19 protein-coding genes are annotated in these 25,122 nt (G+C 53.5%); 9 read left to right on the top strand and 10 right to left on the bottom strand.

What is annotated here, in order from left to right; genetic code table 11:
• Positions 1-495 precede the first annotated feature (495 nt).
• The 3 genes from KP702_RS10900 (at position 496) to KP702_RS10890 (ending at position 4,368) form a co-directional block, all read left to right on the top strand.
• Entirely contained in the window at positions 496-1,008 is a 513-nt protein-coding gene (locus tag KP702_RS10900; RefSeq protein ID WP_215768928.1) for a hypothetical protein, read from the top strand.
• Positions 1,009-1,165: 157 nt separating this feature from the next.
• On the top strand, positions 1,166-2,026 hold the full coding sequence (locus KP702_RS10895; RefSeq protein WP_252348663.1) for a glucose 1-dehydrogenase: 861 nt from the start codon (positions 1,166-1,168) through the stop codon (positions 2,024-2,026).
• A 320-nt stretch (positions 2,027-2,346) separates the two neighbouring features.
• Positions 2,347-4,368, top strand: a complete 2,022-nt coding sequence (locus KP702_RS10890; protein WP_215768927.1) for a GAF domain-containing protein — start codon at positions 2,347-2,349, stop codon at positions 4,366-4,368.
• Positions 4,369-4,553: 185 nt separating this feature from the next.
• On the opposite strand, the gene KP702_RS10885 is transcribed toward KP702_RS10890, so the two are convergent.
• The 9 genes from KP702_RS10885 to KP702_RS10845 form a co-directional block, all read right to left on the bottom strand.
• The gene (locus KP702_RS10885) at positions 4,554-6,011 is read right to left on the bottom strand and encodes a carbohydrate porin (protein ID WP_215768926.1); all 1,458 of its coding nucleotides are present in this window, start codon (positions 6,009-6,011) and stop codon (positions 4,554-4,556) included.
• Positions 6,008-6,409 (bottom strand): heme-binding protein, encoded by a 402-nt coding sequence (locus KP702_RS10880; RefSeq protein WP_373687845.1) that lies wholly within the window; start codon positions 6,407-6,409, stop codon positions 6,008-6,010. Before KP702_RS10880 ends, KP702_RS10885 begins: the two co-directional genes overlap by 4 nt.
• A gap of 113 nt (positions 6,410-6,522) precedes the next feature.
• Positions 6,523-8,157, bottom strand: coding sequence for a GMC family oxidoreductase (locus KP702_RS10875; protein ID WP_252347408.1), 1,635 nt, complete (start codon positions 8,155-8,157; stop codon positions 6,523-6,525).
• 20 nt (positions 8,158-8,177) lie between these two features.
• Positions 8,178-9,638: a cytochrome c gene (locus KP702_RS10870; protein ID WP_215768924.1), complete on the bottom strand. Its 1,461-nt coding sequence runs from the start codon at positions 9,636-9,638 to the stop codon at positions 8,178-8,180.
• Positions 9,639-9,657: 19 nt separating this feature from the next.
• Complete coding sequence (locus KP702_RS10865; protein WP_215768923.1) at positions 9,658-10,209, bottom strand: sorbitol dehydrogenase family protein; 552 nt, start codon at positions 10,207-10,209, stop codon at positions 9,658-9,660.
• A 757-nt stretch (positions 10,210-10,966) separates the two neighbouring features.
• On the bottom strand, positions 10,967-12,589 hold the full coding sequence (locus KP702_RS10860; RefSeq protein ID WP_202208301.1) for a TolC family protein: 1,623 nt from the start codon (positions 12,587-12,589) through the stop codon (positions 10,967-10,969).
• A complete protein-coding gene (locus KP702_RS10855) occupies positions 12,586-14,415 on the bottom strand; it encodes an FUSC family protein (protein WP_215768922.1) in 1,830 nt (609 codons plus the stop codon). The genes KP702_RS10860 and KP702_RS10855 overlap by 4 nt, the downstream gene beginning before the upstream one ends.
• A complete protein-coding gene (gene mdtN / locus KP702_RS10850; RefSeq protein ID WP_215768921.1) occupies positions 14,396-15,445 on the bottom strand; it encodes a multidrug transporter subunit MdtN in 1,050 nt (349 codons plus the stop codon). The genes KP702_RS10855 and mdtN overlap by 20 nt, the downstream gene beginning before the upstream one ends.
• A gap of 2 nt (positions 15,446-15,447) precedes the next feature.
• On the bottom strand, positions 15,448-15,723 hold the full coding sequence (locus KP702_RS10845; protein WP_202208299.1) for a YtcA family lipoprotein: 276 nt from the start codon (positions 15,721-15,723) through the stop codon (positions 15,448-15,450).
• Positions 15,724-16,029: 306 nt separating this feature from the next.
• Between KP702_RS10845 and KP702_RS10840 the strand changes: the two genes are divergently transcribed.
• The 4 genes from KP702_RS10840 (at position 16,030) to KP702_RS10825 (ending at position 20,734) form a co-directional block, all read left to right on the top strand.
• Positions 16,030-17,382, top strand: coding sequence for an NAD(P)-dependent oxidoreductase (locus KP702_RS10840; protein WP_202208298.1), 1,353 nt, complete (start codon positions 16,030-16,032; stop codon positions 17,380-17,382).
• Entirely contained in the window at positions 17,375-18,643 is a 1,269-nt protein-coding gene (gene preA, locus KP702_RS10835) for an NAD-dependent dihydropyrimidine dehydrogenase subunit PreA (protein ID WP_202208297.1), read from the top strand. Before KP702_RS10840 ends, preA begins: the two co-directional genes overlap by 8 nt.
• 57 nt (positions 18,644-18,700) lie before the next feature.
• Positions 18,701-19,942: a Zn-dependent hydrolase gene (locus KP702_RS10830; protein WP_202208296.1), complete on the top strand. Its 1,242-nt coding sequence runs from the start codon at positions 18,701-18,703 to the stop codon at positions 19,940-19,942.
• Positions 19,943-20,023: 81 nt separating this feature from the next.
• Positions 20,024-20,734 (top strand): TetR family transcriptional regulator C-terminal domain-containing protein, encoded by a 711-nt coding sequence (locus KP702_RS10825; RefSeq protein WP_202208295.1) that lies wholly within the window; start codon positions 20,024-20,026, stop codon positions 20,732-20,734.
• Here the strand turns inward: KP702_RS10825 and KP702_RS10820 are convergent.
• Positions 20,646-22,100, bottom strand: a complete 1,455-nt coding sequence (locus KP702_RS10820) for an NCS1 family nucleobase:cation symporter-1 (RefSeq protein WP_202208294.1) — start codon at positions 22,098-22,100, stop codon at positions 20,646-20,648. The genes KP702_RS10825 and KP702_RS10820 overlap by 89 nt on opposite strands.
• 132 nt (positions 22,101-22,232) lie before the next feature.
• Here KP702_RS10820 and hydA point away from each other — a divergent pair, with 132 nt between their 5' ends.
• Together hydA and KP702_RS10810 are read left to right on the top strand one after the other, a co-directional pair.
• Positions 22,233-23,648, top strand: coding sequence for a dihydropyrimidinase (gene hydA, locus KP702_RS10815; RefSeq protein WP_202208293.1), 1,416 nt, complete (start codon positions 22,233-22,235; stop codon positions 23,646-23,648).
• A gap of 35 nt (positions 23,649-23,683) precedes the next feature.
• Positions 23,684-25,003 carry an aspartate aminotransferase family protein gene (locus KP702_RS10810; protein ID WP_215768948.1) on the top strand — a complete coding sequence of 440 codons (1,320 nt, stop codon included), beginning with the start codon at positions 23,684-23,686 and terminating at the stop codon, positions 25,001-25,003.
• Positions 25,004-25,122: the final 119 nt, after the last annotated feature.

Genomic DNA, 25,122 nt, shown 5'->3' with positions numbered 1-25,122 from the left:
ATTTTTTAAGATCAGATACTTGCACTGGTTTTATAATATTTTTACGAAGAAAAATGCTTTCCCATTTACTCACTCAGACACATGTTAATAATATTTTGTCATAAAAGCCTTCTCCGGATCCCAATGAAATTTCAGCTTTAAGAAACTCGGAATAAAAAGAGGTTCCGATGTGTTTCATGCTTCAGAGGCGACCGAGTGCAAAATATTGTCAGCATTCTGAAGGGAAGCATTTATGAGAATGCTAAATAATTAGCCCAAGCCAAATATATCGGCTCACGACCTAATCCACGAAAAATATTTTATCATTCCCGACATAAATCAGTACGATATATTTATAAGAATGTTTTTAATTAATACTACACATACATATGAATATTGTTATATTTTATATTATTTACACAGAGTAATACTTAAAAAACCCAATGCGACACGAAGTTAGGAAACTCGCAGGGCAGCAGAGCGCTATTCCTCATTCCAATCTTACCGAAGGTCCAGATGGTAGAAACCGCATCACCGTCCCCAGATACCAGCCAGATTATTGCGCAGGGTCATCCCACAGATAATGAGCTGCTTGCGTTTTACCGCTCTGAAATTCGGTTTGAGACTGAAGTGGTGAATGGCCGCCTTCAGGCCCTTCTAGGATCACAGGCTTTTCTCGTGATCGCCTATGCGACAGCCATGACCGGATCTACGAAAAGATGGGGAGATAGTATGGTTCTTCTGCTTCCCCCCTTGTTTTCACTATTGGGATTTGTCCTCGCGGTCATGGCGCTTCCTGGCATCAGAGCAGCTTATGCCGCAATTGGTAAATGGGAGGGAAAGCAAAGAATGTTGCATCACCGTAGCCCAGCCTTGACTGACTTTACACTGGCTCCAAACGAGGACGAGACCCGCGATATGATGCGACGGGCGCAGCGAGGGGCTCTCTTTGCTCATCAGGCGCCTTTCATATTTATCATAGCCTGGACCCTCTTTGGCTTTATTCCATTTTATCTATACCTAAAATGACATCTCAATAATTTTGTTTTTTTTGTAAATAATTTTAAACTACATTCAAATTTTTATGAGATCATATAAGGGAAACACTTTCCAGTTCCAAGTGTTGATTATGTCAGGAGCGCCCTTTCTGTAAGGGTATCGACCTTATCTTGGAGCGATATTTTTCATGCCTGACCATATACTTCCCCAATCCCAGGACCATCAGCCCGGCCTTGAAGGTCTCATGCAACCCAAGGCCGAACATATTCGTACCAGCTACAAAGGAAGCGGAAAGCTTACAGGCAAAAAAGCTTTGATCAGCGGAGGAGACAGTGGAATTGGCCGTGCTGCCGCGTTGCACTTTGCCCGGGAAGGGGCAGATGTCGCGATCCTTTACCTTGAAGAACATGAAGATGCGAAAGAGACCGTCCGACTGATCGAAAAGGAGGGTCGCAAAGGTCTTGCTATTGCTGGGGATGTCTCTTCAAGTCAGGTTTGTAATGATGCTGTTGCCCAGACGGTCAAGGAACTGGGCGGGCTGGACATCCTGGTCAATAATGCCGGCATCCAGATCGTGCAGGAAGATATCAGCGCCATCTCTGACGAAGAATGGCAAAGACACATGGACACCAACATTAACGGTTACTTTTTTCTGGTCCGCGCCGCTCTCTCACATCTGAAAGAGGGAAGTGCCATTATCAATACGTCCTCCATCAACGCCTTTGCAGGCAATAAAGCCCTTCTGGCTTACTCGACTACCAAAGCCGCAGAAATGGGCTTTACCCGTGCGCTAGCGCTGCAACTGGTCTCCAAGGGCATTCGCGTGAATGCAGTCGCTCCCGGCCCAGTCTGGACACCACTTCAGCCGGCAAGCTGGGGGCCGGTTGATCCCCAGTCTGTCGCAGATCTGGGGAAAGATACTCCTATGGGACGGTGCGGTGATCCCTCCGAACTCGGCCCGGCCTATGTTTACCTTGCAAGCCACGATGCATCCTTCGTGACAGGCCAAACACTCCATGTGAATGGCGGCATGATCATCAACGGATAATTTCCCGGTCATGCCTTCCTGAAATCGTAGTAATCCAACTCCTCCCTGATCAAAATCCATCAGGGAGGARAAAAAATTTAGTTTACCGCCATATCTAACAGGTTATGGACCCGAAATTCGGGGAGTTTATGCTGCCACCATGTGGCAACAGCTCTTTTCTTCACTGGGAATTTTTTCAACAGCCGCAAAAATCTGTCATTCAAAGCGCGAAACACACCTTATTTAATTACCGTGACAATACGTTCCATCGAAACGGGATTGGAGCCAGCCACCACTCGCACTATACTAAAAATCATGCAGGATTTGGATACACCTTGAGAATGGGCGCTGCCGATAGATTGGATAGGGTAAATCCCTATGGGGATCTGGCGGCTTTTTCCGACCCCGACCTGAACGACATTGCCGTCGCTGCAGCAGCTTTGTGTCAAACACCCATCGCCCTGATCAGCATACTGGATCAGGAAAGGCTATGGTTTTCAGCACGCGTCGGTACGGACCAGCCTTTTGGGCCACTGGCAAATTCCGGGTGCGGGCAGGTTATTGCCCTCAAGGTGCCCGTTGTCATTCCAGACATGCTGGCCGATCCACACACCCAGAAGAATACTCTCGTCTGTGGAACGCCAGGGCTGCGGTTTTATGCGGGCTATCCGCTGTTCGATACTCAGGGAAAGGTGGTTGGGACACTCTGCGTTGTCGATCTTGCGACACGGCCGAATGGGTTGTCTTCCCCCCAGAAAGACGGCCTCGCAGCGCTTGCCCGACAATCCATGCGCCTGATGGATCTGAGGCAGGCCGCAGTTACGCAGGAACGTCGCCTTACAGCCCAGCAGCTTCGTAGTCAGCGCGCCGCAAAACGGGCACGTGAAGCTGAAGCTGAACGTCGTCATGCATTGGAAAAATATGCGCTTCAGCAGGCTGCAGGAGCTGCCGGTGGCATTGGGATCTACGAATACGATCTTGTGTCGGGAGACATTACGGTATCTCCGGAAGTCTGCCGTATTGCAGGCCTTCCTCAGACACCAACGTTGTCGGCGGAGCAATGGGTCGCCTTAATCCATCCTGACGACAAGGCTACAGTCCCTACGCTTAACCGGATCCTTGAAGGGACTGCTCCATTACGACTGCAATATCGCATCCTGCGTTCTGACGACGGGAAAGAACGGTGGGTTCTGCGTCAGGGGATTCTGGATCATGACGAGACTGGTCGACCAATCCGTCTGATCGGTACCTTGCAGGATGTGACGCCCGAAAGAAATGCCACCGCCCGGCTGACAACACTCCTCGCGATTGGTGACGCACTCCGGACTGCCGAAACGCGCCAGCAGGCCCTGGAAGAAATCTGTCAGTTGATGGGAAATCGCCTTAACGTTCAGCGGGTAGGTTTCGCGCGCATCTCAATGCGAGACGAACGCTTTACAGTGGAGCAAAGTTGGTGCGCGACCGACATACCTCCCATCAGTGGAGAGTTTTCGTTTGAGGCCTTCCGGCACACGTCAGATTTCCTGCGCGGAGGGTCCGTCTTCATCCTGGACGATATTACCCATACATCGTGGATGAATGTCGAACAGGAAGCCTATCAGGCTGTACAGGTTGTTGCGCAGGTTCTCGTTCCAAAAATTAAAGGAGGCGAACTGACAGGGTGCCTTTTCGTGCATTGCTCTCAAGCGCGCGAATGGACAGTGGACGAGACGTCTTTCATTCGTACGGCCGCCGACAGAATTTTTGCGGGTGTGGACGAGTGGGACACGATTGCCCGACAGGACCTCATCAACCATGAAATCCTGCATAGACTGAAAAACACACTCAGCATTGTTCAAAGCCTTGCCCATCAAGGCTTTCGTGGCGTTGAAGACCAAAGCGCGCTCGCGACATTTACAGCCCGCCTGATCGCACTGGGCTCTGCGCATGATCTGCTGATGAAAAGAAACTGGCGCTCTACTGATCTTGCCAGCCTCGCAGCAGGCGTTCTGGCTCCGCTAGGGATGAAGGAAAGGGTTAAAGTCAACGGGCCCTTCCTGTGTCTTGGTCCGGACACTGCAACGTCCTTCTCAATGGTCTTCCATGAGCTGGCGACGAACGCCTTGAAACATGGTGCACTCAATGCCCCTGACGGGCTGGTAGATTTAAGCTGGACCACTGAAGGATACGGCCCTGAAACGACCATGATATTGATATGGCGCGAAATTGGTGGCCCCTTGGTAACAAGACCTACCCGAACAGGATTTGGAATTCGGCTGCTAAAAGCTGGTCTCGGACATCAAGGGACAACAGAAATTTACTATGACGCCGAAGGTTTGCGCGTGGAGATGACGGCATCTACTGTATCCATGGCTCGGCAGTAAACAACCACGCACTTTTTCCTTGATCAAGCCCCGTATCAGGAAGCTGGCTTAACGGAAATTCCATATATGGGTCACAAATCCTGCGCCTCGATAGCCTAGCTTAAAATCATTGATAAACGATTCAGTAGAGAGCCGCCGTTCAGGTTGATCACGCCAACCAATCTGGCAAATTCTCTACTGAAATCTTAGAAGTTCGCTGTCAGCTGCCCCCCGATAACAGCGGCGTCCTTGAAGGTGGTCGTAGCCCCTGGGCGTTGGAGATACTGGAAATCCGCCTGCAAGGTTGTGCCTCGCATAATGTGGGTGCTGTAAAACGCTTCGTACACATTCTCCCAATGCTGCACCCCGTAAACAGGTCCCCACTGATTATCCAGATACGGCAGACCAAGCGCCAGGGATGATTCCTGCTGAAGCGTCACGGTATGGCTCATGTCCATATGCTGGAACATGATACCGGCCTGATCACCACTTCGATGCCACGGCGTCCCGCTATCGACTATGCCGATCCATTCATGATCCCGCATGGCAACAAGATTGCCCTGCGCATATCCAACACCGCCGATAAGAATAAGCCCATCGGTAACGCCCGGCCCATTACGGACCAGCATCTGGTCAAACATGAACCAGGCGGACGTCATCCCGGCTTCATAGCGCCGCCCAAGGCCCGTAGCCTGGAAGGAGTTACCATGGACGTCTTCGTACAGGTTCGGATAGCGCGAGTTATCGTACCAGGCACCAAGCTTGTAATTGCCTCGCAGCTTATTCTTGCCAAAAGACGGCATCCACCCGATTTCAATCTGCGACGAGACCTTACCCAATCCACTCTGAGCCAGAGCCCAGCCTGAAATGCCGCCGTTGTAACTATGGGGCGAAACCGCGAAGACGCCTCCCATGATGTAGGTCTGCTCCGTTGGCCGAAGACGCAACACACCACCAAGATTCCCAGACGGCCAATCGCGGCCACCTGGGACGTACTTCCCAGGAGCGAAATTACTGCAAACAGAGACATTCATGAAAGAGCAAGCGACGTAATCAAACGCAAAGAAGCTTCCCGTTGGAATATCGCCAAGAGACAAAATAATACGGTCATTCAGGAAGGATTTGTCCGCATACATTGAGACAAGATGCGCGACAACGTTACCGCGGGCACCGTAGATCTGTTCAGGATTGGTCACTGAATCGCCGAGTGTGTGGCTGAAGCTGCGCCCATGACCGTTAATGACGAGAAGATGCGTCCAGAGACCCTTCACACCGGCAAGCTGCTGCCAATCCACATCCAGTTCGGCAGCAACCTGACCAGCCAGCACATTATCACGCGTGCGGCCACCTGTGACATTGGCCATATATTCTTCATTGAGCGCGACATTCAGGTACATGCCGTGCTTTGTCAGCCATGTCTGCGCACCGCCCCAGTCTCCAAACAAATGAGGATTTCCATAAAGAGACGGGACGAGGGGACCGACCGCGAACGTGCCCATGCCTTCCATCGCAAAGGCACGGGACTTGTAAGACTCAGGTGTCGCAAGGTTCTGGGAAGTTTCGCTCTGTGCGAGCGCCTGACGGCCGGGACCAATGATACCCAAAGCCGCGCACAGGAAAAATCCAACGAGTTTTTTCCTGTGCATTGGACGTCGGGTTTTCATTCAGTGCTCGTTGTCTTTGAAGTCTTCAGGAAGGTGGTGACTGTGGACTGCGCGAGATGGGCATCAGTTTCACCTTCGCCACCACTCAGGCCAAGCGCTCCCACGAGTTCGTTGTTCACCATGATCGGGTATCCACCGCCGGCGGGAAGGGCATTCGGTAGCGTGCTGATCATGTAATTCCCGCTGTTGAGGGCATGTTCCATGTCAGCAGTCGGGCGCGCGAAAGACAGCGCCGTCTTGGCCTTGCGGATGGCCAGTTCAATACTCCCGAGTTGTGTCCCGTCCATCTTCTGGAAAGACACCAGATTTCCTCCCGCATCGACAATAGCGATAGCGACACGGGCATGACTGGCCGCAGCCAGCTTCTTGGCCTGGTCAATGAGGGTATTTGAGTTCACCAAATTCACTGTCAGATCCTTCGCTGATGCAAACCCTGTAAGACTTGATGCTGCGACGAGAATACTTAGGACGGCGCCAGCGGTCCGGCGCTGAAATAGTTTGTACAAAACACTTACCCCTGTTTCAGGTCATTGAGAATGGCATCGGCAGCGCGGAGTGAGAGCGCAGCCATCGTCAAAGTGGAATTCACCGTTCCAGACGCCGCCATTGCTGCGCCCGTTGCGAGAAACAAATTGGCGTGATCATGGGTTCTGAGCCATTCATCCACGACAGAATCACGCGGATCATGGCCCATGATCGTGCCCCCGGTGATGTGATTGTTCGGCGTAAAGAACGGACTCATCTCGATTTCCGTTCCGCCAAGGGCCTTGGCAATGTCCATCAGACGCTGCCGGGAAATGACCGCCGACTTACGCACATATTCTCCCACGTCATAAGTGACTTCCGGGTGTGGAATACCGAGAGCGTCTTTGTGATCTTTGGAGAGCACAAGACGGTTATTCGGGTCAGGGAGGACCTCATGGTTGGCATAGATGTCCACGCCATGGGCGGTACGACGGCGGATCTCCTGATCCAGTTTCTTACCAACCAACCCCATGGACAGCGCTTTCATACCTGCACGGGAGTTCTGAGCCGTATTGTTGTAGCCAATCTGGGTCGCGGCATATTCCGAACGAAAATCACCGTCACGGAAGTTCGTGATGGAGCTCATCTGAACCGAACCGCCGCCAGCCCAGATAGGCTCAGCAGACTGGAAGCTCATACCGATGCCCGGATGGTCCATCATGTTCCGGCCAACAAGGTCCGATGAGTTTGCAATCCCGTTGGGGTTGCGATCATTGGCTGCGAGCAGAAGCAGTTTAGGCGTTTCAATGCCGTTTGCAGCCACGACGAACGTTTTGGCAACGACACGATGTGACTGTTTTTCCGGGTCATAGAAGCGGATGGCCGTGATCCGGTTCTTGGCATCCGTTTCCATCGCGTAAACGACAGCGTTCGGGATGATTTTGGCCCCCAGCTTTTCTGCCTTCAGTGCGGCATAGACCCCGTTGTACATGGCGCCAATCGGACAGATCGGCATGCAGTTGTTGTTTCCACAGCACTGAGGGCGGCCATCATACGGACGACTGTTGCGGGCCTGTGGCACGGGCGTGTTCGAAAAGCCAAGCTTGCTGACCACGTCAGTGAAAGTACGGTCTCCATACCCATAGGGCATGGACGTCATGGGCCAGGGGTTCTTGCGGGGCGCAGACGGCGTGATGTCTTCTCCGTTAGGACCCATCACACCCATTTCGCACTCTGCCTCGTAGTAATAAGGCTCGAGTTCATCGTAGCTCATGGCATAATCACGCCCCACGCCATACGTGGAATGCAGCTTGAAATCGTTCGGCAGATACCGCCAGCTCGAGGCTGCCCAATGCCAGGTTGTGCCACCAACGCCTTTGATAATGCCCTGTTTGTAGGCCGTACGGTCCGGGCCTTTGACGATCAGGTAATTGTTGTCCGGAAAATAGTTGGTATGCGGAGCCCAGGGAACACTGGGATAGGGCGTTGCGTAGTCATACTGGGACTTATTGTCAGGCGGCATATTCCGCCAGTTCTCCACAATCTGCGAGCGATCACGCCGAGGACCGGCATCCAGCAACAAGACAGAAAGACCGTTGCGGACGAGTTTATGGGCGAGCAGGGACCCACAGATTCCTGCTCCGATAATGACGACATCAGCCGAAAGCGTTTCACCAGACATGATTTTACCTTTGAATTCTATTAAGCGACACGCTGTTTGCGACGGCTGATCAGCCACCAAACGCCCCCCGCTACGACGATGGCCCCAAAGACGCCGCCCGCACCGAGAAGGAGCATCACGCCCGGACTTGCGAGTTTGGCGAGAGGGACCTGCTTGCCGCCAATACGAACCTGCTTGACCGCATCGGCGGAGACCGTGGCCTGCGCGTTGCCAAAGTGGCTCAGAACATAATCGGCGATCGCGGCGATCTGGCCGTCCGTCAATGGCTGCACCAGAGAACCAGGGCCGAACGCAGGCATCAGAATTTCGTGGTCATCCGTTGTGCGATCGACGCCATAAAGAATACTGGCGATCAGATCGTTCGGATTGCGCTGACCAGTCGTCGTATTCCCCACAAGAGACGGATAATACCCGTCAGGAGATCCTTTGCCGTTCGACTGATGGCAGCTCGCGCAGACAGCTTCATAGAGTGCTGCACCGTCCGTTGTCCCGGACAGGGTGCTGTTATTACGGCGCGCATTCGCGTCGGCCACACTGTAACTCGACGGACGGCCGAGGTGAGAGAAGTTGGCTACGGTCTGCCCAGCTTCTACTTTAGGCGGGACCGAACGGAGATAGGTCACGATAGCCGAAATGTCCGCGTCAGGCAGATACTGAAGACTATGTTCAACGGCTTCAGCCATTGGTCCAGCCGCCCGCGCATGAACGGTTTGGCCGGTTTTCAGGTATTGGTAGAGATCATGATCCGACCAGCCACCAATGCCGCTCTCGGGATCATTTGTGATATTCGGTGCACGCCATGAGCCTATATCTGCTCCCGCCAGATAAGCGGACTGATTAGGTGCAAGCAGGAAATTGCGAGGCGTGTGACATTCCCCACAATGCGCAAGTTCATCGACCAGATAACGACCGCGGTTCCAGTCATCGTTGTGGGTATGGTCGAAGACATAGGGCTTGCCTTCAATCCGTGCCGCAATTTTCCAGATACCCAGAGACGCACGGATAGAAAACGGGAAGGGAAGCTGCGTTTTTGGTGATGGCGCGTCTACGGGTTTTACTTCGTTCATGATGTAGGCGTAGAGCGATTTGACGTCTTCATCCGTCAGACGGTTATAGGCGTCATACGGCATGGCCGGATAAAGCTGTGCCCCGTCTGCACGGATACCGTGCCTCAGAGCTTTGGAAAACTGCTCTAGTGTGTAGTTTCCAATGCCATATGTTTTCGAAGGTGTAATATTTGTGGAGTAAATATTGCCCATAGGAGATGCTATGGCATATCCACCAGCCAGAAACTGGCCACCCCGTCCATTGGTATGGCAAGCGGCACAATCAGCCGCAATCGCAAGATAATGACCGCGACTGATCGATGGATGATGGGCTGAAGCTGGGGTCGGCTCTGTCGGCTGCGCGAACGCAGACGGTCCTGCGAAAAGCAGAGCGGTCGTCAGGGCGGTGCCGGACAGAGGACGAAAATATCGCATGTTCACTGAGATAATTTCCTTAGAATTCCGGCATGGCATCGACGGAACCAGGCTCTGCAACCCAGTAATTCGGCCCGTTATTGGCATATGTCGGGATGACGACGACATCGCGGGATGACTGGTACATCAACGCCTTCTCGAAGGCATAAACCTTGGCGTTTGTTCCACTTTCAATGACGCCAGCATACCAGGCACGGATAATCTGAAGGAGCGTCGGGTGCAGGGGGTCTCCCTGAAGGGCAGCGTCCAGCGCTTCAACATCCTGATAGCCGTTTTTGGCAATACGGTCGCGAAGTGATGCTACCTGACCGGAAAAGCCATGGTTCTGCGCTTCAAGAGCAAGGAGCAATGCAGATCCTATACTGAGATCCAGATTTTTATGACCTGTGGCGAAGGTTGAAAGCTGCATGAAATCCGAAACGCCATATCGATTTGACGCGACTATTTCTTGAGCAGAACCTTTCGTCACTGTGCCTATAGCAGCGGCCGTAATGCAGGCGCCGGAAAAAGCCAGGAGCCGCCTGCGGGAGAGGAAAACCGGGGCAGGGTGGGGTTCAGGAATTTTTTCCAACGGCGCTCTCCAGAGACATAGTTTGATACGTTATGCCTCTTCATCCGTTTTTCTCCCCAATAATAGAAATGACTATTTTTTGTTCGTTATAACAGGATGGTGATTTTAATTATTGTTATTGGTAACTTTTTTGGCATAAATGGAATTATGTTCTTTTTCTTTTAATATAATAGCACACGCTTTTGTTATAATATGAGATGTTTATATAAATATTTATTTTGTTGTTTTAGAATTTATATCTGGTTTTTGTGTTTTTTCATTTCGATGTATTTTTTATATTTTCTATAACGATAAAGAAATACCGCACAGAAGCTATTCATTATCTTTTGGCTATAAATTTTCTTTTCTGCTCAGATTAAAGTCAAACCGAAAAATAGCGATTGCATTGAAAATTATGATTCGGTTTAGTGCGACATTGGCTGATCAAGGACACAATCAAGAACACCACCATGTTCTCAGCCCAGGTCACCAGACATGAGTAAGGTTCGCTGAAAATCTGCTTCATTGAAGGAGGAAAGATCGCGCATAGCCGTGTTTGGATAGCTACGCGGCCCGTGGCTTATATCAAAAATTTAAGTAAACTGTTTTTTGATAAGCCTTTTAGAAAGGCAAATTCTACTTCAGACGAAATAAATGAAAAAGGGTTTACGCTTTCATAAGCTGCTTACCCAGCTTTCCGGCACCGGCTCCATAAAAACAAATCTGATTTGGACAATCATTCGTTGTCATGCCCTTAGAATTTTCGGATTTCATAGCACTACATGGCACTCGGGATTGATGACCCCTCATTCTGGTTAAGGGAGCCCGTCCCAAAGGCAAGTCCAGCAGCAGCGATCAAAGCGGCATAATAAGCATCCGAATGAGCAAGTGTTGCATCCAGATAAGCATTCTGCGCGATACTTGTCTGCGTCATGGAGCCTACGCCACTACGATATGCGGCCGAGGATGCCTCAAAACTTGTCATCGCTGCCGTCTCCAGTTTTGCTGATGCGGTATAGGCTCTCAGGCTTGTACGGAGCGCATTTTCTGCGACTACAATCTGCTTCACTGAACTGTCGACTGTTTGCTGCAATGTCGTATCCGCACTGTCAGACTGATCCTGGGCCTGCTTCAGCAACGCAGCTCGGGTTCCCCCGTCGAAGATGGGGACAGTAATCCCGCCAAGGATCAAACTGCTGAAGGCATTACTCGATAAGTTAAGGGTTGGGGGAGCCTCACTTCCCACTCCCGGCACGGATGAGAGTGCCAGACGCCCCGTGGTGTAGGCCACATTTCCTGTTATGAAGATCTTGGGCAGAAATTCGCTTTTCGCTGCGCGAACCCTGCTTTTTGCCGCCTTCGCATTTGCGTATGCTGCAAGAACGTCCGGCCTGCGTGAAACGGCCTGTTGGACGAATGCGTCAGTCAGGCGAATATCGTCCAGCCCGAGCGGGCGGCCAGAAATATCGAGTGTCTCAAGTTTCGTGTTCGGCGAAATACCAATGGCATTCAGAAGTTCAAGGGCCGTATTCTGTTCGTCGCCCTCTGCCTGCACAAGTCGTAGCTCAGTCTGTGCCGTAGCCTGCCGAGCCTGCGTGACATCCACTATGGTGCCTTGCCCCTGATGTAGCTTTGCGACTGCGGCCGCTTCCACGAAGCGTGCATTGTCCCGCGCTTTACACAGCAATACGACACGGCTTTGCGCTGCCGCATGGGTGTAATAGGCCGTTGTCACGCCATAGATGATTTTCTGGTGAGCCGCAGTAAAAAGCACATTGGTTGCAATCTGTGCCTGCTTTGTGGCGGCAATAACAGCTTCACGTTTGCCGAAGTCAAACAGCAGCCATTCCATACCCAGGGTCTGGATTTCGCCAGCGCCCGACCTGCTGTTGCGAACACCACCCAAAGCACTGTTTAACCCGCTCAGGCCCGAGTTAATTGCATTTTCAGCAATGCCCACATTGCTGACCGACGGGTTCGCACCGTCATTGCGGCTATGATTGTATCCGCCCACAACTGTCGCGGTCAGGCGGGGCAAGTACGCACTCTTCGTAATTCCCACAGCCAGAGCGGCATCACGTGCAAGGTTCCAGGCGCGTCTGGTTTCAGGATTGGCGGACTGCGCAATATCAATCAGTTCAGGCAGGGAATAGGCATGGCCAGCTTGTGTTGCCAATTCAGGGGCAGGGGGCCGCACATGGATCTGACTATTGGACGGCAATGTGTATCCAGCGGGAACGGCCAGTGCATGTGATCCGGGCTTACCGGGCACCAGTTCTCCATTTGCAGCGACATTCGGTTGCCATGGCCGATCTGGGCTGGCTGGCGCCGTTTCAAGTGCCTGGGTCGCACAGCCCGATAGCAGGAGCGGCAGCAAAACGGTTTTTTTGAAGTGAATCATGAAGCAATCTGTTCCAGTCGTGCCGTGCGATCGGCAAGGTCTGGCCGCTTGGGCGTTGCAAGCAATTCTTCAGTCAGCCTCGAGGCATCCATCAAGGCATTTCGGGCCGCCTGAAGACGGGGCTGATCAACGCGCATGTGCGCCGGCTCAGACATCGCATATTCCAGTGTTCGTTCGCTTTCCAGTAACGCGGATTGACTAAGAGCGGCCGCCTGAAGCTGATCTTCAGAGCTCTGAGCTGTCCCTTGGCGCCTCAGGCAATCTTTCAGCTTGCGAAGACTGGCCCCCAAATGATCGTAGGCACTTGCCGGCCAGAAGCTGGTGAACATGGCATATGTAATGAGGTTACCGAGCATGATACCGACAATACGGTCCCGTGCGGTGGCCATGTCTGCTGTCGGACCATAACCTTTCAGATCTGTCAGATAAAATGCCAGACCGATCTGAAAGCCCGCATAAGCAATACGGTCGTCGCCCGTCTTAACCCATGCCCCGATCAGGGAAACAACAAAGACAAGCGCCAGAAATCCGGTGATACCATTCAGATGCGGCATAACAGCGATAATAGACGCGATCCCCAGCGTCCCGCCTATAAGAGCACCCGTGATGCGCAGTGTCAGCTTTGAAATCATCTCGCCCATCGTAGGCAACGCGACGATGAAGCATGTGATGATGCAAGTGTGGATGCCTGGCCAATCCAGAACCTTGAAGGTCAGATAACTCAGCATCACCGCAGCAGTCCCTTTCACTGCGAAACGAACATGGTCTGGATTGGTAAAGGCATCCTCAGAGAAGAAACCCGATTTTTTCTTTTCTGGCGATTTTCCAACGATAGGGGCAGGAGGAGTTGTGAAATTCGGAAGGAGAGCAGTTATCGCCTGTAAAGACGGATGCTCCGCAGCGATCACAGGGCTTTCGATCGCTGTGGGATAGTCACCCTCCGAGAAAATCCTTGCCATGCCTTCAAGCGTTTCAGTCAGGCAAGACAACTGCTCCTGTGGCGGTCTTGCCCGGCTCGCCTCATCAGCAAGCGCAAGAACGGCAACACTGCTGTTGGCTGCCTGTCGCAAGCAGGCCAAATCGTGGAGGGACCAGATCTTTTCAAGTGAGGCCATCTTGGCGGACTTCATCATGCCCGCCGTGCCTTCCCGAAGCATATCTGTCGCTCGTTCCTGTGTTAGCGCATCAGGAGTTTGGAGAAGGCGAACAGCCATGTAGAGCCGAGCAGCAATGCTATCCGTCAGGATCTTTTTAGGGGATGGGCAAATCAACAGCCCCAGCACAATCATGACCGCCCCCGGCACGGCCAGAAAGAGATCCGTGTAGAGAAGGGCGCGCGTCACAACCTCTCCAACCGGGACCTGGTCAATCGCGATCAATCCATAAACAGTAATCAGACCCAACATATAGGCCACAGGTTTTAACTTGCTGGCTGAACCCAAAAAGAAAAAACTGAACGACAAGAGGGCAATGACGATCACCAGTCCCATAGGATGATCGAGCGTCAGGCGGATGAGCGCGTAAATGATCAGAAGCAGAATGAGGATGAGGACATTTACAGCCACCCCAGCCAGAGCATTTGTCACGCGGTCCTTCTGCCACAGCGCCATGGTCACCAGGGCAGGCACGGCCAGCTCCGGAACCTGCCAGATTTCCCCAATCAGCACGGTCGTTGTGCATGCGGCAGCCATACGAAGCGCATATCCTAATCGCCCGGGGGCAGGGTCACAGACCAGCCGCCAGATCCGTGCCAATCCCAGTCCCGGCCCTCTCATGCTGGAAGACGACGGGGCATTCGCCAGAGTGTCAGGGACAGGCAGCGCCATGCCGGATCTCAACGGTTGCTGTAGCGCCAAGTCTGAGCAAAAGCGGGTTTGCCCTTTCTAGCTTGATACGGACCGGAAAGCGTTGGGCGACGTGAACCCAGTCCATTTGGCGCGGCACGATGGGCAGCGAGCGGGCAATGCCAGCAGAATCTACAGACAGGACGCCCCAACCAATACTTTCGACGTGTCCGCGTAAAGGACTGTGGCGATCAATCATTGAGTGAACGGTCACGCAGTCGCCAATCTGAACGGAAGAAAGATTGATCTCACGGATATTGGCCGTAGCGTACCACTCGTCATCGGCAATGAGCGTGAACAGGACCTGAGACGGTGCGAGAACTTCACCAGCTTTAACCCGTAAACTCGTGACATAACCATCCGCAGGAGCTGTAACCACAGTCTGGCGTAGCTCGTATTTTGCGTGATCCAGGGCTGCCTGACCGGCATCCCGTGCGGCAAGAGAGCTTTTCAGATCTCCGATCGCTGTTGTCGCTGCGACAGACTGGTTTTTCGACTGCGAAAGCGACACTTCAGCGTCGTGGAGTGCCACACGAGCCTGATCATACTGTTGCCACGGAATATAGGACTGACCGGCAAGCGGCTTCAGGCGTTCTACCGTGCGCGCAGCCAAATCACGGTTGGTTCTGGCACGAACAACCTGGTCATCCGCCGTGGCGGCGTTGGATGTCTTGATGCTGAGCAGCCGTGTCTGGTTCTCGACCTCCGCATTCGCGAGATCCAGATTGGCCTGAGCCTGTCGGACAATCAGTTCGTAGGGTTCAGGATCAAGTTGGTAAAGAACATCACCCTTATGAACATGCTGATTGACGACAACTCTGAGTTCCTTCAACCGTCCGCCAACGGTGGAGGCGACGTGTACCATTTCCGCGTCAATACTTCCGCTGTCAGAAGACGGATGAGTGCTGTCTTCATGTGAGACATGGACACCGAAGAGAATGGCTGCCCCAACGCAGATGACAGCGACGATAATACCAATCGGCTTTTTGCCAGAAACTTGAACGCGCTGCATTATCAAGGCCCAAACACCAACGTCCACACAGTCAGCGCGGCGATAACGCCCAGCGCGACATAGGTGAAGAGACGAAAGCTGAGGATGGCATCAAGGCCGGTTAGAAGGAATATCACCCGCAATCCGACAGCCACCACAACACCGATGAGGCCACAGACCATCCAGTCCGGAAAGTAAGCGCCTACAACTGGGAAAGAAGGGGCACCTTGCAGAGTACATCCTTCACTTGCCAATAAACCCAAGACAGGGACTAGAAAACGCAGGCGGGTAAATCGCATAAGAAGTATCAGTGCTTTCTGCGTCCAAGAAACAGAGCCTGAACCTACCACATTCCTTTCTAAACGCTACTCCGTGTCAAAAGACGAAACGTTTGGACTTGCAAGAATGAGGAGCCCCAGGGCCGAGAATATCCTCCGTCTTCCTTTTTTCCCTGAGGCCACACCAGCAGGGAAGCCAGACATCTGAACAGGCATCATTCAACCCTCACAGAGAATAAGCTGAACGTTTGGTCAGAAAATCCTTGCACGAAAGTATTTCGAACCCATACCATTCCGATTACGAACTAAGTCAGGCAGGAGACGAGTATGCGACTCGATATTGCATGTGGCCGGTTGCCGGAATCCGCTCTGGAACTCAACTTCGCCGACGCTCACCCCGGCTTGTCGCCTGAACAGGCAGCGCTGGAAGCGGATCGATGTTTTTACTGCTACGACGCCCCTTGCGTTGAGGCCTGTCCCACGGACATTGATATTCCGCGGTTCATCAAAGCAATTGCGTCTGACAATCTTGCTGGCGCCTCGCGCACCATTCTTCAGTCCAACATTCTGGGCGGGTCGTGTGCACGGGTCTGCCCGACCGAAATTCTGTGTGAGCAGAAATGTGTTCACACCGCGATTGAAGCTCATCATGCCGTGCGAATAGGCGCACTCCAGCGGTTTGCTACAGACTGGCAGATGCAGCAGAAAACCCACCCGTTTCAGCGAGCGGCAAGCACTGGGAAGCGTGTAGCCGTCGTAGGAGCGGGGCCGGCGGGACTGGCCTGCGCACATCGTCTGGCGATGCATGGGCATGATGTCACGATCTTTGATCGACACGATTCACCGGGTGGCCTCAACCAGTATGGTGTCGCGGCCTATAAGCTTGCTGACAATTTCGCCCAGAAAGAAATCGATTTCCTCATGGAAATTGGAGGGATCACCTTCCAGAGTAACGCGACGCTCGGGGAGAATATCACGCTTGCAGGCCTCCGCGAGACCTATGATGGCGTTTTTCTGGGGCTGGGTCTGGCAGGTGTCCGCGCTCTAGGCCTGGAAAGCGAATTCGCAGAGGGTGTTCTGGATGCAGTCGATTTTATCGAGACCCTCCGCTCTCGGAATCTCTCGGAAGTTGTAGTTGGCAGGCGGGTTGTCGTGATTGGGGGCGGTAACACGGCAGTTGACGCAGCAGTGCAGGCAAAACGTCTCGGGGCAGAAGAGGTAACGCTGGTTTATCGCCGCGGTGCTGAGCACATGGCGGCCACGGAAGTTGAACGGGAATGGGCCCAGACAAACGGCGTAACGGTCAGATTCTGGGCGTCTCCCAGTCAACTCAATGTCGAAGACGGGGCCATCAGGAGCATCACATTCATTCGAGGCGCGCCTGATGGCGGGTACGATCCGCAGAATGCCTTCACACTCGCGGCCGACATGGTCCTTAAAGCAATCGGGCAGGTTTTTGTCCCAGACCCAGTGCGAAACGACCAGATCCTCGTGGAAAACGGGCGCATCGTTGTGAATGAAACAGGACGCACCTCCATGCCGGGAGTTTATGCGGGCGGCGACTGTACGGCAGGAGAAGACCTCACCGTTGCAGCCGTTCGGGACGGACGGAACGCAGCTGAAGCGCTTCATAATGAACTGATGGCATCCAACACGGAAAGGGCTGACCACAATGGCTGACCTGCGCACGGTTTTTGCTGGAATTAAATCCCCCAATCCATTCTGGCTGGCTTCCGCCCCCCCGACTGACAAGGAATACAACGTTCGCCGGGCCTTTCAGGCCGGATGGGGCGGTGTTGTCTGGAAAACGCTTGGGGAAGATCCACCAGTCGTCAATCTGAGCTCCCGCTATGGAGCCCTGGGCTTTGAAGGACGTCGGCTGATCGGTCTCAACAACATCGAGCTAATTTCGGACCGTCCGCTTGCGACCAACATCGCGGAAATCAAGCGCGTCAAACGTGAATTTCCGGATCGTGCCCTTATCGTCAGCCTCATGGTGCCCTGCGAGGAAGATAAATGGAAAGCCATTCTACCGATCGTTGAGGAGACAGGCGCAGACGGGATCGAACTGAACTTCGGATGCCCGCATGGCATGTCCGAGCGCAATATGGGTGCGGCGGTCGGGCAGGTCCCGGAATACGTTGAAATGGTGACACGCTGGTGCAAGCAGAACACGCGGATGCCGGTGATCGTCAAGCTGACGCCAAACGTGACTAACATCCTGATGCCGGCACACGCCGCGCGGGCAGGTGGGGCGGATGCTGTATCCCTGATCAACACCATTCAGTCGGTCATTGGCGTGGATCTGGATGCCATGGCGCCCATGCCGGTTGTCGGCGGAAAAGGGACGCATGGCGGCTATTGCGGGCCTGCCGTGAAGCCAATTGCGCTTCGTATGATCGGGGAAATTGCCAGAGACCCCATCATGGCCGGAATTCCGATCTCAGGAATTGGTGGTATCAGCAACTGGCGGGATTCTGCCGAATTTCTTGCAATGGGATCAGGATCGCTTCAGGTCTGTACCGCCGCGATGCATTATGGGTTCCGCATCGTGGAAGACATGATTGATGGCCTGTCCAACTGGATGGACCAGAAAGGCTATGAGCGGCTGGAGGATCTGACAGGGCGGGCGGTTTCGCAGTTCGTACCGTGGAACCAGCTCAACATGAAGTTCAAGACCCTCGCCAATATTGATCAGGATGCCTGTGTCGGGTGCGGTCTTTGTCATATCGCCTGCGAGGATACGTCCCATCAGGCCATTTCCAAGAAAAACACCGCTGATCGCCGACATTACGAAGTGATCGAAGACGAGTGCGTTGGCTGCAATCTCTGTGCACATGTCTGCCCGGTGGATGATTGCATCACGATGGTTCCACAACCTGTAGATGGAGAGCTGACGTGGCCCCATCATCCTTCCAATCCTAATCGCATTCCCGCCTGAGAGGCATGACACGGCGGCCAAAAGGTCAGCCAAGAGGACGGATGAAAGAGGACTGGCATGTTTCATAGCAATATGCGGATTGACGGGAACGCTCTCTGGGCTGATCTGATGGATACAGCCCGGTTTGGTGGAACACCAAAAGGCGGTATCCGTCGGTTAACACTGACCCCAGAAGATAAACAGGTTCGCGAGTGGTTTGCCTCAACCTGCGAAAGCCTGGGCTGCACCATCACGGTTGATACGATGGGCAACATGTTTGCCCGCCGCCCGGGACTTGATAACAACCTCCCTCCGATCACGATGGGCAGTCATCTGGATACCCAGCCCACCGGCGGAAAATTTGATGGTATTTTAGGTGTTCTGGGCGGCCTCGCTGTTCTACGGGCGCTTCATGAAGCCGGGCATACAACGCGCCACCCCATCGAACTGATCAACTGGACGAATGAAGAAGGGTCACGCTTCACGCCTCCGATGATGTGTTCAGGCGTTTTCGCAGGCGTTTTTACGGAACAGGAGGTTCTGGACAAGCGAGATCGCGCAGGGGCACGCTTTGGGGACGAACTGGTTTCTATCGGATATCGCGGTGAAGAGATCTGTGGCGATCATCCCATCGCGGCCTATTTCGAGCTGCATATCGAGCAGGGGCCCATTCTTGAGGTCAAAGATCGCGTCATCGGTGCTGTCTCCGGCGTACAGGGAATGCGCTGGTATGAAGTGACGGTAAAGGGTAAGGATGCTCATGCTGGCTCCACCCCCATGCCAATGCGTCATGACGCACTACTGGCAACGTCCAGAATGGTTGTGGCCCTCTCAGAGATCGCGCAGGCCCATGCCCCGGGAGCCGTGGGAACAGTGGGCCTGATTGAAAATCGCCCGAACAGTAACAATGTCGTGCCTGGTGAGACGTTCTTTACCGTGGATATCCGCCACCCGGATGATGCTGTCGTCGTTGCCATGGAGCAGGAGTTCATGGATCGCTTCCACGGCATTGCTGAAGCCGGAAGAGTGACACTGGAGATTGTGCCCCTCTGGGATGCGCCTGCTGTTCATTTTGATGCGCGGTGCGTGGAGATGGTCGCGGACTCTGCACGCCAAATGGGCTACGATCCGCTTCCGATTGTCTCAGGTCCGGGTCATGACGCTGCGTATCTCGCACGAGTGGCACCAACGGCGATGATTTTTGTACCCTGCAGGGATGGCCTGAGTCACAACGAGGAAGAAAGTATCACGGAGAGCGAAGCCGAAGCAGGGGCCAATGTTCTGCTAGGCGCTGTCTTGCGGGCAGACAGCACGCTTTAAGGATCTGCCAACCGAGGGCTTGTCGTCCAGCCTGTCTGCTGTCAAAAATCGCCTCCCGCAGAGCAGGCTGGGAGAAAGACAATGGCACAAGACAGTCTGGAGGCATCCCCCAGCCCCAGAAAAAGACCCCGTGCGGGCGCGCCACGCCGCGCCACCGTTCCCCAAATTCTGAATGCTGCGGAATGGACCTTTGGCACCCGCGGCCTTAAGGGAACGCGCCTTGAAGATATTGCCAAGGTCTGCGACATCCCCAAGGGCAATATTCTCTACTATTTTGGCTCCAAAGAAGACCTGTACAACGCCACACTGTCACGCCTGCTGGACGTGTGGCTGACAGATGCTGATCACTGGCTTTCTTCTGACAAGGACCCGCTGGACGGGCTTAGAGGATACATAGAAGCCAAGATTGCATTCTCCCGCGCACGTCCTGAAGGATCGCGTCTCTTCGCACAGGAAGTGCTCTCAGGCGGCCATATGGTTCAGGACTTCTTACGGGGAGAACTGCGAGCCCATGTGGCCCGACATGTCGCGATCTTTCTGGAATGGCAGGCGAAGGGCATCATGGCACCCATCGACCCGACACATCTGTTGTTTCTCTTGTGGTCAGGTACGCAGGCATATGCGGATATGCAGGTCCAGTATGAGGCCGTTCTGGACCGTACACCTCTTACTAATGGCGATTATGAAACTGCCGTCGAAACCATCATGACGCTTGTTCGTCCGCTGTTCTCCCAATTGGCTTCAGGCGTGTCAGAATCAGATGAAAACAAAACCCTGAAAAGAAGCCTGTAAACCACGCGAAATTCTGGAATACGGCTAATGCTGGCAGGAAGACGTTTGCGAGCCCCACCAGCACAGCCAGACCCAAGGCCCAGATTGCAGTAGGGTTTACGCCACTTCGGTACCAGTAAGCTGCCGATGGGTCTGTACTGTACAGCGCAGGCACGTCCAAAGTTTCCCGCTGAACAAAATAATAGTCCGCCAGAAGAATTCCTGTCACAGGAGCGATGAACAGACCCAGTATGTCGAGCGTCAGATGGATCAGATCCGGGCGGGCATAGAGGTTCCAGGGCGTGAGAGCGATGGCACCAATCGCCGCAATGACACCGCCGCCACGCCATGAAATGGATGCCGGAGCTATATTGGAAAAATCAAACGCGGCTGAGACGAAATTAGCGGAAATATTGATCCCGATAGTCGCGAGAACGAAGGTCAAAATTCCCACAATCATGATGGTTTGACTATCCAGACGCGTCACCGTCTCAACCGGATCCACGAGGATTTGCCCCAGAACAGGCTGGGTCAGCGTTACGGTTGTGAGCGCAAGTGCGCAGAACGCCATGAAATTGATCGGCAGGCCCCAGAAATTACCGCGCCGTACCGCGCTCAGGCTAATACCGTAGCGTGCAAAATCGCCAAAATTCAGGACAATTGGGGAGAAAAATGCGATCGTCAGAGAGATCACATTCAACACGCCTGTCAAATGCTGCCCGATAGAAAGAGCAGACTGGGGAAGGACGGAAAAGCTGATCTGTCCATGCGTCTTCCACAGAAGCACGCCATCAAGCAGGATCATCATGACGTAAATGGCCGGCCCGGCCCAGTCTATGAAATGCCGGATGGATTCCATTCCGCGCCAGAATACCGCCAACTGCAAAGCCCAGATGAGCAGAAAGGCCAACCAGCCGAGAAGAGACAGTCCCAGCAATCCGTGATGATGAACATCGCTATAGTCTGCCAGTGACGGCATAATACGAAGAACAAACAGAACTACGGCGTTGGATGCCAGCCATGTCTGGATTCCATACCAGCCCACGGCAATAATCCCACGCACAAGCGCCGGGACGACCGCACCGTAGACGCCAAAGACGCTTCGGATAATGACGGGAAAAGGGGCGCCGGACTTCAGGCTCGGAACCGCAATCAGGTTGCAGAGAAGCTGCACGACAACGATTGCAACAAGCAGTCCGATGAGCACGCTGCTGACCGGCAACCCCATCATGAACAGCGTACCAACCGTCATGTACCCGGCGACACTGTGGACATCAGACATCCAGAGAAAGAGAAAGTCCTTCCATGCCCAGCTCCGGTCCTGAACAGGCGCAAGATCCGCATTGGTCAGGCGCCCTGTAGCGTACGCGTCCGGTGACTGTGTCATTCTGGTGATCCTCGTTCTCGAAAAAATTCCGGAAGCGCAATCGTTATGTTGACCGGCTGGTCAGATTAACCATACAGTTTCGGTAAGACAACGACATAATGCCAACCGCTTTTCCTGAAGGGAAGGGATGTCATGCTCCTGATCAAGGGTGGAACAGTTGTTACGTCTGAGCGGCGTTTCAGAGCAGACGTCCTGTGTGACGATGACGGGAAAATCGCGGCTGTTCAGGCGGATATGGAAGCGCCGACAGGCTTTACCATCGTTGATGCAGATGGGCTGCTTGTCATGCCAGGGGGGATAGATCCCCATACGCATATGGAAATGCCCTTTATGGGCACGACGGCCAGTGACGATTTCTATACAGGCACGGCCGCCGGGCTCGCCGGAGGTACAACGAGTATTATCGATTTCGTCATCCCCGAGCATGGACAGTCGCTTCATGACGCGTGGAAGGCGTGGCGGGGCAAAGCCGAAAAAGCGTCTGCCGACTATGGTTTCCATGTCGCAGTGACGCACTGGGATGACCAGGTTCACCAGGATATGGAAACACTGGTGCGGGACTGCGGCGTTAATTCCTTCAAACATTTCATGGCCTACAAGAACGCCCTGATGGTGGATGATGAGACGTTTCTCAACTCCATGCGCCGAGCGGGCGAACTGGGCGCTTTATGCACCGTGCATGCCGAGAATGGAGATGCCGTGTCCTTTCTTCAGGAATCTCTCCTGAAAGCGGGAAACACTGGCCCCGCGGCGCATCCGCTCTCCCGCCCATCCAGCGTAGAAGGAGAAGCCGCTCAGCGCGCCATTACGCTGGCAGCTGTCAGCAATACCCCCCTTTACATCGTTCACGTTTCCACGCGCGAGGCGACCGAAGCCATTGCAACGGCCCGCCTTCGCGGTTTGCAAGTTTATGGGGAAGTTCTTCCGCAGCATCTGGTTTTCGATGAGAGCGTTTACCAGTCTTCGGACTGGCTGAAGGCATCGCGCTACGTCATGAGCCCACCTTTCCGCGAAAAATCGCATCAGCAAGCGCTCTGGGGCGGCCTTTCTTCCGGCCAGCTCCACACCACCGCAACGGATCACTGCTGCTTCTGCCGTTCCCAGAAAGAAATGGGCCTCACCAATTTTACGCGCATCCCCAACGGTGTTCCCGGCATTGAGGATCGCATGAGCATTCTGTGGCATCACGGCGTTGTCGGCGGCAAGATAACTCCGGAGCAGTTTGTTGCCCTCACGTCCACCAATACGGCCCGCATCTTCAATATCCATAGCCGGAAAGGCATGATTGTTGAGGGTGCAGACGCGGATATTGTGCTGTGGGATCCATCGGCGTCGCGAACCATGTCTGCCGCCACACATCATCAGAATGTCGATTACAATATTTATGAAGGCATGACCGTTACAGGCGTGGCAAAAAAGACAATCAGTCAGAGCCGCGTCCTTTGGGATGACGGTACACTTCGTGCCGAGCGCGGGCAGGGCCGGTATGTCGAGAGAGCACCTTTTAAGAAAAAAACATCTGACAGCCTGATGGAGGCAGTATCGTGACTACATTGACGAACGAAAGCCTGTGCGCCCTTGCCATGAGTGAGGGACGCAACTGGATGCCCTTTACGGCAAACAGACTGGTTAACGGTCGGGGCGATCATCGTGTCGTGGCCTCAGCCAAGGGGCCTTACTATACGATGGCCGATGGCAAAACGGTCTTCGACACGCTGTCTGGGCTATGGTGTACGCCTTTAGGCCACGGAAATCCACGCATAGCGGACGCGCTTCGTCAGCAGGCAGAAACCCTGGATTTCGCACCCGGATTCCAGATGACCCATGCACCTGCTGTCACGCTGGCAGCGCGCATTGCAAAGATGGCCCCTGAAGGCCTTGAGCATGTTTTCTTCGCAAATTCTGGCTCAGAAGCTGTTGATACTGCACTAAAAATTGCAATCGGCTTTCACAAGCTTAACGGTGAAGGCGGCCGTTTTCGTCTCATTGGACGCGAACGAGGTTATCACGGTGTAGGGTTTGGTGGCATGTCTGTCGGCGGCATTGTTCCGAACCGCAAGATGTTCGCCACGGTGATGGTCCCTGGCGTGGACCACATCCGACACCCTTACGATCACGCCCATATCGCATTTTCAAAAGGGCAACCGGAGTGGGGCGCCCATCTGGCGGACGATCTCGAGAGACTGGTGGCACTCCATGATGCCTCCACAATCGCGGCTGTCATTGTCGAGCCAGTGCAGGGATCAACCGGCGTTCTTGTCCCTCCCGTCGGATATCTTCAGAAGCTGAGAGAAATCTGTACGAAACACGGCATCCTTCTCATTTTCGATGAAGTCATCACAGGTTTTGGACGCATGGGAGAAAATTTTGCCTCCCAAAGATTTGGCGTCACACCGGATATGATTACCTTCGCCAAGGCGGTCACCAATGGGATCATTCCCATGGGCGGCGTTATCGTCACTTCAGAAATCTACAAAACATTCATGAATGGCCCGGACGCAGCCATAGAGTTCGCTCATGGCTATACCTATTCAGGGCATCCAATGGCCGCAGCAGTGGCTCATACGGTGCTCGACATCATGGAAGAAGAGGGGACCAATGCGGCTGTCAGAGCGTTGGAGCCTATTCTGGAAGAAGAGGTGCATGCATTGCAGGACCTGAAATCCGTAAAAGATCTGCGAAACATCGGCCTTACCGCTGCGATCGAACTCAATCCCCTTTCTGACAAATCTGCCCTGCGAAGTGTCCAGCTTTTTGAGCGCGGCCTGGAAGAGGGCGTGCTCCTTCGCGTCACGGGAGACACGATTTCTTTCGGCCCTCCATTTATTTCGAATCCGGACCAAATCAGAGGAATGATAGCGCAGGTCCGAAACGTGCTTCTGAGTTGCGAAAAAGACTTTTAAATATTCATTCAAACCCCTGAATCCCAAGTAAATACACTCTAGGAAAGCCGAATGGGGGGTTCATCATTCGGCTAAAAACCGTTAAAATATCTCTACATTGTGTAAATACCATATTTTCG

Source organism: Gluconobacter sp. P5B12, assembly GCF_018812035.1.
GTDB lineage: Bacteria > Pseudomonadota > Alphaproteobacteria > Acetobacterales > Acetobacteraceae > Gluconobacter.
The sequence above is the reverse complement of the archived record's forward strand: the minus strand, read 5'-3'. Positions and strand labels throughout refer to the sequence as shown.

What these genes read in the sequence shown, in the direction of transcription:
- KP702_RS10840 (WP_202208298.1), top strand. Translation starts at nt 16,030, where the DNA reads ATGCGACTCGATATTGCATGTGGCCGGTTGCCGGAATCCGCTCTGGAA.
- KP702_RS10875 (WP_252347408.1), bottom strand. Translation starts at nt 8,157, where the DNA reads ATGTCTGGTGAAACGCTTTCGGCTGATGTCGTCATTATCGGAGCAGGA.
- preA (WP_202208297.1), top strand. Translation starts at nt 17,375, where the DNA reads ATGGCTGACCTGCGCACGGTTTTTGCTGGAATTAAATCCCCCAATCCA.
- KP702_RS10870 (WP_215768924.1), bottom strand. Translation starts at nt 9,638, where the DNA reads ATGCGATATTTTCGTCCTCTGTCCGGCACCGCCCTGACGACCGCTCTG.
- KP702_RS10810 (WP_215768948.1), top strand. Translation starts at nt 23,684, where the DNA reads ATGAGTGAGGGACGCAACTGGATGCCCTTTACGGCAAACAGACTGGTT.
- KP702_RS10900 (WP_215768928.1), top strand. Translation starts at nt 496, where the DNA reads ATGGTAGAAACCGCATCACCGTCCCCAGATACCAGCCAGATTATTGCG.
- KP702_RS10855 (WP_215768922.1), bottom strand. Translation starts at nt 14,415, where the DNA reads ATGGCGCTGCCTGTCCCTGACACTCTGGCGAATGCCCCGTCGTCTTCC.
- mdtN (WP_215768921.1), bottom strand. Translation starts at nt 15,445, where the DNA reads ATGCAGCGCGTTCAAGTTTCTGGCAAAAAGCCGATTGGTATTATCGTC.
- KP702_RS10885 (WP_215768926.1), bottom strand. Translation starts at nt 6,011, where the DNA reads ATGAAAACCCGACGTCCAATGCACAGGAAAAAACTCGTTGGATTTTTC.
- KP702_RS10845 (WP_202208299.1), bottom strand. Translation starts at nt 15,723, where the DNA reads ATGCGATTTACCCGCCTGCGTTTTCTAGTCCCTGTCTTGGGTTTATTG.
- KP702_RS10825 (WP_202208295.1), top strand. Translation starts at nt 20,024, where the DNA reads ATGGCACAAGACAGTCTGGAGGCATCCCCCAGCCCCAGAAAAAGACCC.
- hydA (WP_202208293.1), top strand. Translation starts at nt 22,233, where the DNA reads ATGCTCCTGATCAAGGGTGGAACAGTTGTTACGTCTGAGCGGCGTTTC.
- KP702_RS10895 (WP_252348663.1), top strand. Translation starts at nt 1,166, where the DNA reads ATGCCTGACCATATACTTCCCCAATCCCAGGACCATCAGCCCGGCCTT.
- KP702_RS10860 (WP_202208301.1), bottom strand. Translation starts at nt 12,589, where the DNA reads ATGATTCACTTCAAAAAAACCGTTTTGCTGCCGCTCCTGCTATCGGGC.
- KP702_RS10820 (WP_202208294.1), bottom strand. Translation starts at nt 22,100, where the DNA reads ATGACACAGTCACCGGACGCGTACGCTACAGGGCGCCTGACCAATGCG.
- KP702_RS10830 (WP_202208296.1), top strand. Translation starts at nt 18,701, where the DNA reads ATGTTTCATAGCAATATGCGGATTGACGGGAACGCTCTCTGGGCTGAT.
- KP702_RS10890 (WP_215768927.1), top strand. Translation starts at nt 2,347, where the DNA reads ATGGGCGCTGCCGATAGATTGGATAGGGTAAATCCCTATGGGGATCTG.